The sequence below is a fragment of the Chryseobacterium sp. 3008163 genome (assembly GCF_003669035.1).
Taxonomy (GTDB): domain Bacteria; phylum Bacteroidota; class Bacteroidia; order Flavobacteriales; family Weeksellaceae; genus Chryseobacterium.
The window spans coordinates 2,753,798-2,766,796 of record NZ_CP033070.1 but is presented as its reverse complement, the minus strand read 5'-3'; the positions used below and the strand labels follow the sequence as shown (position 1 = coordinate 2,766,796).

Annotated in this window: 10 protein-coding genes; 5 read left to right on the top strand and 5 right to left on the bottom strand. The window is 35.5% G+C overall.

What is annotated here, in order from left to right; genetic code table 11:
* Positions 1-9 precede the first annotated feature (9 nt).
* Complete coding sequence (locus tag EAG08_RS12615) at positions 10-849, top strand: DUF5694 domain-containing protein (RefSeq protein ID WP_129535748.1); 840 nt, start codon at positions 10-12, stop codon at positions 847-849.
* Between the two features lie 66 nt (positions 850-915).
* On the top strand, positions 916-3,039 hold the full coding sequence (locus EAG08_RS12610) for an outer membrane beta-barrel protein (protein ID WP_129535747.1): 2,124 nt from the start codon (positions 916-918) through the stop codon (positions 3,037-3,039).
* Positions 3,040-3,103: 64 nt separating this feature from the next.
* Here EAG08_RS12610 and EAG08_RS12605 read toward each other — a convergent pair whose 3' ends face one another.
* The 5 genes from EAG08_RS12605 to EAG08_RS12585 form a co-directional block, all read right to left on the bottom strand.
* Complete coding sequence (locus tag EAG08_RS12605) at positions 3,104-5,179, bottom strand: T9SS type A sorting domain-containing protein (RefSeq protein ID WP_129535746.1); 2,076 nt, start codon at positions 5,177-5,179, stop codon at positions 3,104-3,106.
* Between the two features lie 146 nt (positions 5,180-5,325).
* A complete protein-coding gene (locus EAG08_RS12600; RefSeq protein WP_129535745.1) occupies positions 5,326-6,012 on the bottom strand; it encodes an RluA family pseudouridine synthase in 687 nt (228 codons plus the stop codon).
* Positions 6,012-6,338 carry a hypothetical protein gene (locus tag EAG08_RS12595; protein ID WP_185145163.1) on the bottom strand — a complete coding sequence of 109 codons (327 nt, stop codon included), beginning with the start codon at positions 6,336-6,338 and terminating at the stop codon, positions 6,012-6,014. The genes EAG08_RS12600 and EAG08_RS12595 overlap by 1 nt, the downstream gene beginning before the upstream one ends.
* Positions 6,338-7,153, bottom strand: coding sequence for a 3-methyl-2-oxobutanoate hydroxymethyltransferase (gene panB / locus EAG08_RS12590; RefSeq protein ID WP_129535744.1), 816 nt, complete (start codon positions 7,151-7,153; stop codon positions 6,338-6,340). The genes EAG08_RS12595 and panB overlap by 1 nt, the downstream gene beginning before the upstream one ends.
* A 59-nt stretch (positions 7,154-7,212) precedes the next feature.
* Entirely contained in the window at positions 7,213-7,926 is a 714-nt protein-coding gene (locus EAG08_RS12585; RefSeq protein WP_129535743.1) for a Crp/Fnr family transcriptional regulator, read from the bottom strand.
* A gap of 89 nt (positions 7,927-8,015) precedes the next feature.
* Here EAG08_RS12585 and EAG08_RS12580 point away from each other — a divergent pair, with 89 nt between their 5' ends.
* The 3 genes from EAG08_RS12580 (at position 8,016) to ccoN (ending at position 12,995) form a co-directional block, all read left to right on the top strand.
* Complete coding sequence (locus EAG08_RS12580) at positions 8,016-10,394, top strand: heavy metal translocating P-type ATPase (protein WP_185145162.1); 2,379 nt, start codon at positions 8,016-8,018, stop codon at positions 10,392-10,394.
* A 109-nt stretch (positions 10,395-10,503) separates the two neighbouring features.
* On the top strand, positions 10,504-10,728 hold the full coding sequence (gene ccoS, locus EAG08_RS12575; RefSeq protein WP_129535741.1) for a cbb3-type cytochrome oxidase assembly protein CcoS: 225 nt from the start codon (positions 10,504-10,506) through the stop codon (positions 10,726-10,728).
* A gap of 5 nt (positions 10,729-10,733) precedes the next feature.
* Positions 10,734-12,995 carry a cytochrome-c oxidase, cbb3-type subunit I gene (ccoN, locus tag EAG08_RS12570; RefSeq protein WP_129535740.1) on the top strand — a complete coding sequence of 754 codons (2,262 nt, stop codon included), beginning with the start codon at positions 10,734-10,736 and terminating at the stop codon, positions 12,993-12,995.
* Positions 12,996-12,999 lie beyond the last annotated feature (4 nt).

Here is a 12,999-nt window from a genome sequence, read left to right as displayed (position 1 = left end):
AATAGCCTTATGAAAACATTATTGTATACTTTTTTACTTTGTTTGTCAACAGTCATTTCTGCACAGAAAAAACCTTCGGAATATTTTACAAATCAAAAAACTAAAGTTTTGGTTGTTGGTTCATTCCATTTTGATTATCCTAATCTTGATGCTCATAAAACCGAAAAAAGCGATCAGGTAGATGTTTTATCGCCAAAAACAGCAAAAGAAGTCACTGAACTTATTAATTATATTAAAAAATTTAAACCTACAAAAATCGCGATCGAAGCATGGCCAAACTGGAATGCCAATCAAAAATTAAAAGAATACAAAGAAGGCAAACACACGAATCAAAGAGATGAACGTTTTCAAATTGCAATGCGAATTGCAAAAGAGCTTAATTTGAATGAATTATATAGCATTGATGCCAATTCTGTTTTAGATGATCTTGGAGAAAAATTTGGAAAGAAAGACTCTCTATATTTTAAAAATTTAGGTGCGGATTATGATTTTTTAAGCGATGATATTATTTCAAAACAGTATAACAATTTTTTTAAAAATACGGAACGAAAAAACTTCCAATCAATTCTAGATCTTTTCAAATTCATGAACAGCAAAGAATATCATCAGTATGAATACGGTGCTTATCTAAGTGGAGATTTTAAACTAAGAGAACATGATGGTGCAGATATGTTAGCTTTATATTGGTACGACAGAAACCTGAGAATGTTCCGAAATATTCAGAATATTCCACATACTTCAGAAGACAGAATATTGGTGGTTGCAGGAAATGGTCACGCTTCAGTTTTAAGACAGCTATTTACCTCATCTCCAGAGTTTGATTATATAGAATTTGATTCATTAAAATAAAGTGTAGAGTAAGTTTTGTAACAAATCAGATTTTTCTTCGTCTAACAGAATAGATTTACTCACATTATGAAGAAAACATTACTTACTCTCTCAATTTTAGGTTCAGTTTTAGGTTTCGCTCAGGAAACGAAAGATAACAAAGAAACCAAGGAAAAAGAAATCAAAGGCGTTGTCATTACCAAAACTAAAAAAGCCGTTGAGCAAAAAGCCGACCGTACTATTTTTGATTTTTCAGAACAGCCAAGCTTAAACTCTGGCTCTTTAATGGAAGGTGTAAAAAAACTTCCAGGTTTGGTGGTATCCGACATGGTAGGAATGATGTATCAAGGGAAACCATTGGATGTTTACATGGATGGAAGACCTTTGAACATTTCAAGTAATGAACTGAATGCTTTTCTGGAAGGAATGCCCGCAAATTCGGTTGACAGAATTGAAATCATCACCCAACCCGGCGCAGAGTTTCCTGCAACTTCTGGAGGTGCTATTTTAAACATTATCACAAGTAAATCTGCTAAAAACTACCTGACTGCAGTTTATAACGGAGGCTACCGTTTTTCGAGCTATGATAAATACAGAAGTAGGTTTAATAATTCAATCGCATTAAATTCAAGAAATAAATGGTTCGGATGGCAGGTCAATCTGGGTCAGTATTACAGAGAAAGTTTATCTCTTTCTGAGTTTGATGCGCTTACCAGAAATCACTCTAATTCTTTGGGAAGAACCTATTATATGAATTCTGCTTTTACTTTTGAGCTTGGAAAAGACAGATTGCTATTGAACTATGACATCAATCACAACAACGGAGGCGCAGATATTACGACTGATTACTTTTTAAATGGTACTTCAACATCTAATTTTGGAAGTGATTCTAAAGGGTTAAGACAAGAAGTTGCTGCTACGTATCAGAAAAAATTTGAGGATAAAAATAAAAAGCTTGATTTTAAAGCAATTTATACCAACAGCGATTCAGAGTTTAATCAATTTGGAGATAAATCATTAAACAACTCTTCTTTATTCAATCTATATAATTTCCGAGTTGATTATTCTCAACCTTTGAAAATTTTAGATGAAGGAAAGGTAAGTTTCGGAGGTTTATTTGACCAGCAAAATTTTGAAACGAAAGATGGAAATTTGGTGAATCTCGATTACACAAGACAGACTACTTCTGCGTACTTAGAATTTCAGGCAACTTTAAAGAAGTTTGATTTCATTGCCGGAGCAAGAGCCGAAAATTATGATATCACAGGAATTACACGCTTCTATGATAATAAAGGTATTTTAAATGAAAGTAATTTAAATCCATTCAAAAAATTTAAAGTTTTTCCAAATGCAAGTGTGCAGTATAATTTAATGAAACAACTTTTCATTAATTTAAACTATAACAAAAAAATCAGCCTGCCAAGTGTTTCGCTCTTAAACCCTAATAACAATACACTCACAACAGAAACACTTACATCAACTGGTAACCCCAATCTACAGCCAACAATTTTTGACAATGCGGAAATCAAAATCAGTGCATTTGATTATGCCTACATTGGCTATAACACAAGTTGGGTGAAAAATCAGATTGTTCAGAAAGTTTCGAGGGAAGGTAATTTAATCAGAAACGAACAGGTACAGGTTAACAGCATCAGAACACACAATTTCAATTTCGGAATGCCGATTCCGTTTATGCTTTTCACAACGCCTTTCAGCGAGCTGATGAAATTTAATGTAAATCCTGATAAAATGAACTTATTATATGTTTATGCAGGTTATCAGATTCAGGAAATGCCGGATATTAAATCAAAAGGTTTCTGGGTTTTCAGTTTAATGGGACAGTTTATTCTCCCAAAAGACATCAGACTTCAGGCAAATTATAACGTGATACCCAAGGGAGGAAATTTCTATTATTTTCAAATTGAGAAACCTTTGAATAATGCTTTTGATTTAACTGTATCAAAAAAGTTCATGGCGGATCGTCTTAATCTTTCGCTCTACGCTAGAGATATTTTTAATCAGAATAAAAGTGTCATTGTAGCAAATTCTTCAGGAGGGAAAGTCTTTACATCAAACAAATTCGACAGCCGAAGTTTCGGAATCACCGTAAATTATAAAATTCCAACCAAAAACAAATTGGCGAAAGAAGATCCGAACATGATCAAACAAACCACCCAAAGTGAAAACACAGGTGGAATCTTGCAACAATAAGATAGATAAAAAGAAATCGGCTCTAAAAATATTTAGAGCCGGTTTTTATTTGATGGTTAAAGTATTATTTCTTAATTACCTTAATGGTTTGCTTAGAACCATCTTTCATATCAAGTTGCAGTAAATACATTCCCGCAGAAAGATCATTTAATCTTATTACAGATTCTGGCTGATTGATTGTCTTAATCAATTTACCAGAAAGATCTGAAACTTGTATCATTTTCACTAATTCTGGTTTATTAATATTTACCACTTCTGAGAATGGGTTTGGATATACTTTTATTGCATCTTTCTTAGTAGTTTCTGAGGTCGATAGACAATTTGTATCTACCGTAGCTGTAACCAATGTTCTTGCAGATTCGCATTTTCCAGCAACTTTCCAATTATAAAGATAGTAATAGTAACTCGCACTAGGATTTACTCCAAAGCTTGCAGCAGTAATACTACATACACCCGGTAATGTATAAGGATATGCAAAACCACTACTAATTTCTCTTCTTAAATTACTAATTCCCGAAGCCGCATCGACCACCAAGCGATAATCGTTACCCGCTGAAGGAACATCAAAATTTAATGTTATCGTATTCAAGACACCCGCTACAGAAACATTTACATTAGCAACTTGACTTGCTAAAACTGTCCCTGCTGAATTTTTTAAATTGATAGTCACTGTACCCGTGGTATTGGTAGCATGCATGGGATATACATCAACTTCTTTAATCGTCATCGGGCCGTATGCATCGAAAACCAAACCATAATTTGTAAAAGTAGAATTTCCTGTTGTTGCAGTAGGAGTATCTTTTCCAACAAATTGATCTGATCCCACAGAAGCTGCTGCTACCCAATAGTTAGTAGTTGCAGATAATGAAGGCGTTGTATAAGTAGTGCCTGTTGTTAAAATATTACCCACAGTTGCTGCATCATACCAAGTTAATATTGCACCACTAACTGTAGTAGCTGATAAGGTTGCAGTTTGATTAGGACAAACCGTTGATCCAGCAGTAGAAATTAGCGCAGGTGGTTGACATTGTGTAATCATAACTAATGGCTGCAAAGACCATACACTCACATTACCTGCACCACAGTTTGATCTCACCCAAACATAATAAATCGTTGAAGGTAATAATGAAGGTATAGTAGTGGAAGTTGTAGTGATATTTTGCAATTGTGGAACTGTTGAAGAGGTCGGAACTGTACTTGATGTACTGTAATAAACCTCATAACCATTACCTGGAGGAGAAGAAGTTGCATTCCAAGATGTATTCGCAGTATTTGCTGTTGTGCTTACAAGTGCTAATCCAGAAGGTGAATAACACGTAGGCGGAGTCCAAGTATAAGTTAAACCAGTGGTAGGCATCCCTGGAATTACATTAGTTGTGCTAAAACTTTGTGTACTGCTATTTGCTGTACCAGCAGTAGAATTTATAAACTCTAATGTTGTAGCATTGATTCTGTTATTAAAATCTGCATTAGTACTACCTCGCAAGCCTATCTGTGCAGTAGATGCATAAGATGTAGTACCCGCCAAATAAGAGCCATTAGTGTACATCATCCTAATAACATTCGTAGTTTCTTCCAAGCGAATTTGAAATGAAAAAGCATACGCAGCGGTAGTGCTTGTAGTATTCGTTGGTCTGAAATCTTTCCATTGTATAACAACCTCTCTATTAGGAGTTGTACCAACAACATCCCAACTGATATTTCCTGTAACTCCAGCTATATCAAAAAGACTGACAAGATCCCTGCCAAAAGCAGACACAGCACCAGCGTAAGCAACAGTTCCAGATATGGGTGTTGTAGTACTTGTAAGAGGTGGTGTTGTGCCGAAAGTAACAAAACCGTTCGAGGAAACATTAAGTGATGTATATGAAACATCATTAAAATTAAAGCCAAACGGTATTGTGATAGGATAAACCTCACTATTAAGATTTGTGGCAGAAGTATTTCCTGTTGCAGTCCCTAAAACCGTACCCGTAATAGGTGTAAAGGTTCCAGAAGACCGTGCAAAGCTGTAAGCACTTACTTGAGCATTTACAGTATTGTAACCTGCAAACAAAAATGCCAGACCTGCGAAGGCATTTTTCAGATAATTTTTCGTTGATTTCCTTTTAAGAAAAAGACTTTGGTAAAACTGCTTCATATTTGTTTCAATTTAGATTAAAACAAATATACTATTTTTTACATAACTTAAATTATATTTAAAAAAAACAATAAAACATTGAGAAATAATTAAAATATTAATAGACATTATGACTATTAATTGATTTTGAAACTTAATTAATCCCACTATATTGAATTCTCACAAGCTCTCCAAATCGTATCATTCTGTGGAACCGGAGCAATAATTTCAATATTTTCCTTAGTAACCGGATGTACAAATTCCAATTTTCTTGCGTGTAAATTTATTCCGCCATCAGGATTTGAACGTGGCGAACCATATTTTAAATCACCTTTAATCGGAACTCCTGTTTTTGATAACTGAGCACGAATCTGATGATGCCTTCCGGTTTCAAGATCAATTTCCAAAAGATGATAATTATCTAAAGTCTTTATAATGTTATAAGTAAGAATTGCTTCCTTTGCGCCATCAGTCACTTTGGTAAAAACAATTGCTTTGTTATTTTTCTCGTTCTTCTGTAGATAATGAACCAATCTTTGGGTTTGAGGAATCATTTCTTTAGGAACAACCGCCCAATATGTTTTTTTGACCTCTCTGTTTTTAACCATTTGCGTTAAACGGGAAAGTGCCTTTGAAGTTTTAGCATAAATTACCAAACCCGAAGTCGGCCTGTCGATACGATGAACCAAGCCCAGAAAAACATTTCCAGGCTTGTTATCTCTTATTTTAATATAATTTTTAATGGAATCCAGCAGAGACTCATCTCCAGTTTTGTCGCCTTGTACTAATTGCCCAACTTTTTTATTGATGACCAAAAGGTGGTTATCCTCATAAACGATTTGTTCCTTCATAATTACTGACGGTTCACAGATCTATTGGTAAACGAAATAATCACTCCACCAAGCAAACCAACTGTTTTTATAAATGAAAAATCAGATTCTACGGGAAGAAAAGCTCCGATAATACATAATGCAGCCGCTCCGTACATAGGATATGTAAATTTCGCATTAGAAAGCAATGGAGCCTGCAAAACAAAACTCAACCCTATTAAAAGATAAAATAATTTTCTTGAAATGATCTCGTTGACTTCCGGCGAAAACATTCCAAACCATCCAATAACCAGACAAAGTATTGCCAACACAGAGATAATCCCCTGTGCCATTTGTAAATTATTTCTCATTAGTAACTTTCTTTTTCATTAGGGAAATCAGCACTTTTCACATCTTTCACGTATTGTGCCACAGCTCCGGTGATTTCTGTATATAAATCTAAATATCTTCTTAAGAATTTTGGTGAAAAACCTTTGTTCATTCCTACCATATCATGATATACCAAAACCTGCCCGTCACAGTCAGGACCCGCCCCAATTCCAATAGTTGGGATCGTAATGCTTTCTGAAACTTTTTTAGCCAAATCTGCAGGAATTTTTTCTAAAACAATAGAAAAACAGCCTAATTCTTCCAAAAGCTTTGCATCACTAATCAATTTTTCAGCCTCTTCTTCATCTTTCGCTCTCACTTTATAAGTTCCGAATTGATAAATAGACTGCGGTGTCAATCCCAAATGTCCCATTACAGGAATTCCGGCATTGATGATTTTCTTTATAGATTTTGAAATTTCTTTTCCACCTTCAATTTTTATGGCGTGAGCACCACCCTCTTTCATCATTCTTACTGATGATTCCAATGCTTTATCAGGATTACTTTGGTAAGTTCCGAAAGGAAGATCAGCCACAATCAAAGCTCTGTCTATTCCACGCACAACACTTTGAGTATGATAAATCATTTGATCTAAAGTAATAGGCAATGTAGTTTCAAAACCCGCCATAACATTAGCTGCCGAATCGCCAATGAGCACGGCATCAATTCCGCCGGCATCTACCATTTTCGCAGTGGTAAAATCGTAAGCGGTAAGCATGGTTATTTTCTCCTTATCGAATTTCATTTTTCGTAAGGTTTCAGTGGTAACTCTTTTGATTTCAGAATGAACAGACATAATATATGTATTGTTTATAAGTTAAAAAGTCGGCTTCCGCCGACTTGTATATTGAATGATTATAAAACTACGTGACCGAGTTTCATGAGTTTATCGTGATTGAGAATTTTAATGTTTCTTCCGTCTACTTCTATGAGCTGATCTCCTTTAAATTCAGAAATCAATCGGATGGCACTTTCTGTTGCAGTACCGATAATGTTTGCTATCTCTTCTCTTGTTAATGAGATTTTGATGAAACCTTCAGGATCTGTACCTAATTTTTGCTCTAAAAGAATTAAAATCTCCGCCAATCTTTCTCTAACTGTTTTTTGAGCTAAAAATGTAATGGTGTTTGAAGATTCTCCCAACTCATAGGCTATTTTTTGAAGCATGATGAATGACAGCTGAGGATCAACCTCAAGAAGATCCATAAAAACATCTGCAGGTAAAAAAGTGCATTCTACATCAGTCATCGCCTCTGCTTTAGCTTGAAAGTTTTCACCACAAAGCAAAGCACGATATCCGATGATATCACCCTCTTTTATAAATCTTAAAATCTGATCTTTCCCAAAAGAACCAGACTTCGACAATTTTGCAGCTCCTTTTTCCAAAAAATAAACTCCTTTCGGAATTTCACCATCATCAAAAATGATGTCGTGTTTCTGAAAACTCATCTTCTTTTTTGCACCTAAGTATCTTTCAAAATCAGTATTGGAAAGCCTTTCTTTGAAGGATTTATCGTTAAAAACCCTGGCAAATCTTTCTTCAATAGCAATCTGTTGTTCCTGCGACATTTTAATATGACATTTATCACAAAAATAGAACATTTAAACTCGATAAACAAAAAAATTGTTATAATTTTGTCAGTCAATAATTTATGAAGGTGAGCGAGAACTGTTTTCATTGTGGACAAGACATAGAAAAGGAGAGAATTCCTTTTGACGAGAAAATTTTTTGCTGCAATGGTTGCAAATCAGTCTACGAAATTCTGAATATCAACAATCTAACTAATTTCTACGAATTAAATAAGCGTGCAGGAATCCGCCCGAACGACGAAAATTCTTCACAGTTTGATTATCTCGACACGCCAGAAATTTTTGAAAAAATCACTGATTTTTCAGAAGGAAACACAAGTTTGGTCACATTTAAAATTCCGGTGATTCACTGCTCTTCTTGTATCTGGCTTTTAGAAAGTCTTCATACGCTTCATAAAGATATTAAATATTCTCAGGTCAATTTCACAAGAAAGAACTTACAGATCTCATTCAACCATAACGATTTAAAATTAAGCGAATTAGCTAACTTTTTAACTAATTTAGGTTACAAACCAGCCATAAGTTTAGAAACTGCTGACAAAAACGAAGATCATTTAGATAAATCTCTTTTAGTAAAATTAGCGATTGCAGGTTTTGCATTCGGTAACGGAATGTTTTTGGCCTTTCCAGAATATATTGGTGGCGAAGACGTTTGGATGGAACATTACAAAGGTTTATTCCGTGTGCTAATGTTTTTACTTTCACTTCCGGTTGTATTCTATTCAGCTTCAGATTATTATAAATCCGCTTGGTATGGTTTAAAAAACAAAATCGTCAATATTGATGTTCCGATTGTTTTGGGAATTTTCGTGTTATTCGGACGAAGTGTTTATGAAATCATGACTGATTACGGTCCGGGATATTTTGACACATTATGTGGACTTCTATTCTTTATGCTACTAGGGAAAATGTTCCAGAAAAGAACGTACAGTTCACTTTCTTACGACAGAGATTACAAATCTTTTTATCCGATTGCAGTTACCAAAGTTGATTTCGGTGGAAAACAGCAAAACATTTTGCTTTCTAAAATTAAAATTGGCGACAGAATTCTAGTTAGAAATCAGGAAATCATTCCGGTGGATGCGGTTTTGATTAACGGTGAAGGAAACATCGACAACAGTTTTATTACCGGAGAAAGCGAAAGTATCAGCAAGCAACCTGGCGATAAAATTTTTGCCGGAGGAAAGCAAGTCGGATCTTCTCTTGAATTAGAAGTCATTAAAAACGTAGACCAAAGTTATCTAACTCAGCTTTGGAATAAAGAAGCTTTCAAAAAACACGAAACAGGATTAGATACACTGATCAACGACATCAGTAAATATTTCACGTTTATCATTTTAGGAATTGCCGTTATTTCAGGAATTTACTGGTCATTTATTGATTTAGAAAAAATGTTCCAGGTGATTTCAGCGATTCTGATTATTGCTTGTCCATGCGCATTGGCATTATCTTCCCCGTTTACATTCGGTCACATCATGCGAATTTTGGGTCGAAATAAATTTTATGTAAAAGATACGCTGACGATTGAGAAAATTTCAAAATTAGACGCCATCGTTTTTGATAAAACAGGAACGATCACCGAAAGAAAAAAGACAAACATCAAATTTGAAGGCCCTGAGATCCAGGAATTTGATTTAATGAATGTCAAAACTTTATTAAAGAATTCAAACCACCCGCTTTCAAAATCACTGTACGATTTCATTGAAATTAATGATGATTATTTTCCGGTTGAACAATTTATTGAGATTTCAGGAAAAGGTTACGAAGCAAACGTAAGAGGCAATTTATATAAAATCGGTTCCGCAAAATACAACAATCAGGAATCTAAAAACCTGGAGACCGCTGTCTACATCAGCAAGAATAACGAGTTTATCGGGAAGTTTATCTTTAAAAATGAATACCGAGAAAACCTTAAAAATTTATTTAAAAAAATCGCTCAGTACAAGATTTTCATCTTAAGCGGAGATAATTCTTCAGAAGAAAGTCAGCTAAAAGCTATCATCCCAAATGTGAGCTCGATGGCATTTAACCAAAGCCCCGAGGACAAATTAAACTTCATCCAAAGCCTACAAAACAACGGAATGAAAGTCGCAATGTTAGGTGACGGATTAAACGATGCCGGAGCCCTAAAACAAAGCAATGTTGGAATTGCCATTTCTGATGACACCAACAGCTTTACACCATCTTCTGATGTGATTATGAACGGTGAAAAAGTCTCACAATTAGACAATTACCTGAATGTTTGCAAAGGATCAATGACGATTGTAAAATTGACATTCGTAATCAGTTTTCTTTACAACATTGTTGGTTTGAGCTTTGCAGTTACCGGTCACATGTCACCATTATTTGCTGCCATTTTGATGCCACTGAGTTCCATCACCGTCATTTCATTTACTACACTTTCGACCTGGATCCTGGGTCGCAAATATTTCCGAAAAACCGCTTAAAAGCCCTTATTTAGACTGATTTTAAATTAGCCAAAGCCCGTATTTCGTGATTAATGTCATTATTTTTCACTAATTTTGAACCCCGAAAATAGGTTAATTTTGTTGTCTAATGGATATTCTATATTTAATGATCTTATGCAGTGTTTCTTTAGCTGCAGTTTTCCTGATCGTTTTTATAGTTAACGCCAGAAAAGGACAGTTTGAGGACGATGAGTCACCGGCTGTAAGAATACTTTTTGATGATGAGATAAAGGAGGAGAAAGAAGATTCTGGCAACAAGAACGATAAAAGTGAAAAAGGAGAAAGTAATAAATTTGAAGAAAAAAGTGAATAGTTAATATGGAGACACAAAAGTTTAGTTATGACAACAGTATTGTTCGGGCATTCCTATACGCGACCATAGTTTTTGGGATTATAGGATTCGTGTTTGGGCTGACAGCAGCTTTGATGCTTTTCTACCCTGAGCTTCCTGAATTCTTTTTCGGGACTGATGATACAACGATAAACAGTTTATCATCTGGTAACATACAAGGTTTGATCAACACACACGGTGCGTTTGGTTTTGGTAGAATAAGAATGCTGCACACCTCGACAGTAATCTTTGCATTTGTATGTAATATCGTTTATGTAGGAGTTTACTACTCTACACAAAGATTATTAAAAACAAGAATGTATAGCGACACGCTGTCTTGGATTCATTTCTGGACTTGGCAGTTCATGATTGTAGCTACGTACATCACCTTCTTTATGGGGATCAACACTTCAAAAGAATATGCTGAGCACGAATGGCCAATCGATATCTTGATTGCCGTATCTTGGATTATCTTCGGTGTAAACATGATTTTAACCATTAAGAAAAGAAGAGTAAGACACCTTTACGTAGCCATTTGGTTCTATCTTGGAACTTGGGTTGCCGTAGCGATGCTTCACATCTTCAACAATCTTGAAGTACCTTTATCTTTCTCTGGCTGGAAATCTTATTCAGCATATGCAGGAGCAAAAGATGCTATCGTACAATGGTGGTACGGTCACAATGCGGTTGCATTCGTATTGACGACTCCGGTTTTAGGTTTAATGTATTATTTCTTGCCTAAAGCAGCAGACAGACCTGTATTTTCATATAAATTATCGATTATTCACTTTTGGTCATTGATCTTCGTATATATTTGGGCTGGTCCTCACCACCTTCAGTATACAGCTTTACCAGCATGGGCGCAGGCAGTGGGAACTGGTTTCTCAATTATGCTAATCGCACCGTCTTGGGGAGGGATGTTGAATGGTCTTCTTACACTAAGAGGAGCTTGGGATAAAGTAAGAGAAAATCCTATTTTGAAATTCTTCGTAGTTGCAGTTACTTGTTATGGTATGGCAACGTTTGAAGGACCACTTTTAGCAACAAAAAACATCAACAAAATTGGTCACTTTACAGACTGGGTTATCGGTCACGTACATTTAGGAGCATTAGGATGGAATGGTTTCATGGCATTCGGTGTTATCTATTACTTGGTACCGATTATGTGGAGAACAAAAATGTGGTCTGTAAAATTAGCTAACTGGCATTTCTGGTTAGGTACATTAGGAATCATTTTCTATGCAGTACCAATGTACATCGCAGGATTTACACAAGGTCTAATGTGGAAGCAATTCAACCCAGATGGAACATTATTATGGAAAAACTGGTTGGATACTGTAACGGCAATTATTCCTTACTACAAATTAAGATTCTTAGGAGGTTTATTCTATCTTTCGGGTGGTTTATTAATGGTTGTGAATGTTTGGAAAACTGTTAGACAGGGATCATTCCAAAAAGAAGTTCCTGCAGAAGCACCAGCTTTGGCAAATATCGGGAACAAACGTAAAGAAGGAGAAGGTTTCCACCTTTGGTTAGAGAGAATGCCAATGTTGTTAACTGTATTGTCATTACTAACCATTTCAATAGGAAGTATGGTAGAGATTATTCCTACCCTATCATTAAAGAAAAGTGTGCCGACGATTTCAGCAGTGAAGCCTTATTCACCGTTAGAATTAGAAGGTAGAGATTTATATATCCGTGAAGGTTGTAACGCTTGTCACTCTCAGATGGTAAGACCATTCAGAGACGAGATTGTAAGATTTAACGGTAAAAACGGACAGTATTCTAAAGCAGGGGAATTTGTTTACGACAGACCTTTCCTTTGGGGGTCAAAAAGAACAGGACCAGATTTGCATAGAGAAGGTGGTAAAAACCCAAGTTCTTGGCATTACAAACACATGTATAACCCAAGATCTACCTCTGCAGGTTCTATCATGCCTCGTTACCCTTGGTTGATTGCAACTAATCTAGACAGATCTAAAATGGTTGACAAAATGAAGTTGATGAAGAATACTTTTGATGTACCTTATACAAAAGCTCAAATTGATTCTGCAGATAAATGGGCAGACAACCAGGCTGCAAAAATTGTAAAAGACATCTACTCTGAAGCAGCTGACTTGAAAGCGGAATACGCTAAAAGACCAGACGTAAAATTGGAGAAGAAGGAAATTGTAGCTTTGATCTCTTACCTACAAAGATTGGGTACAGATATTAAAACTACTGAAATAAAAACAGCTAGTAATAACTAACATT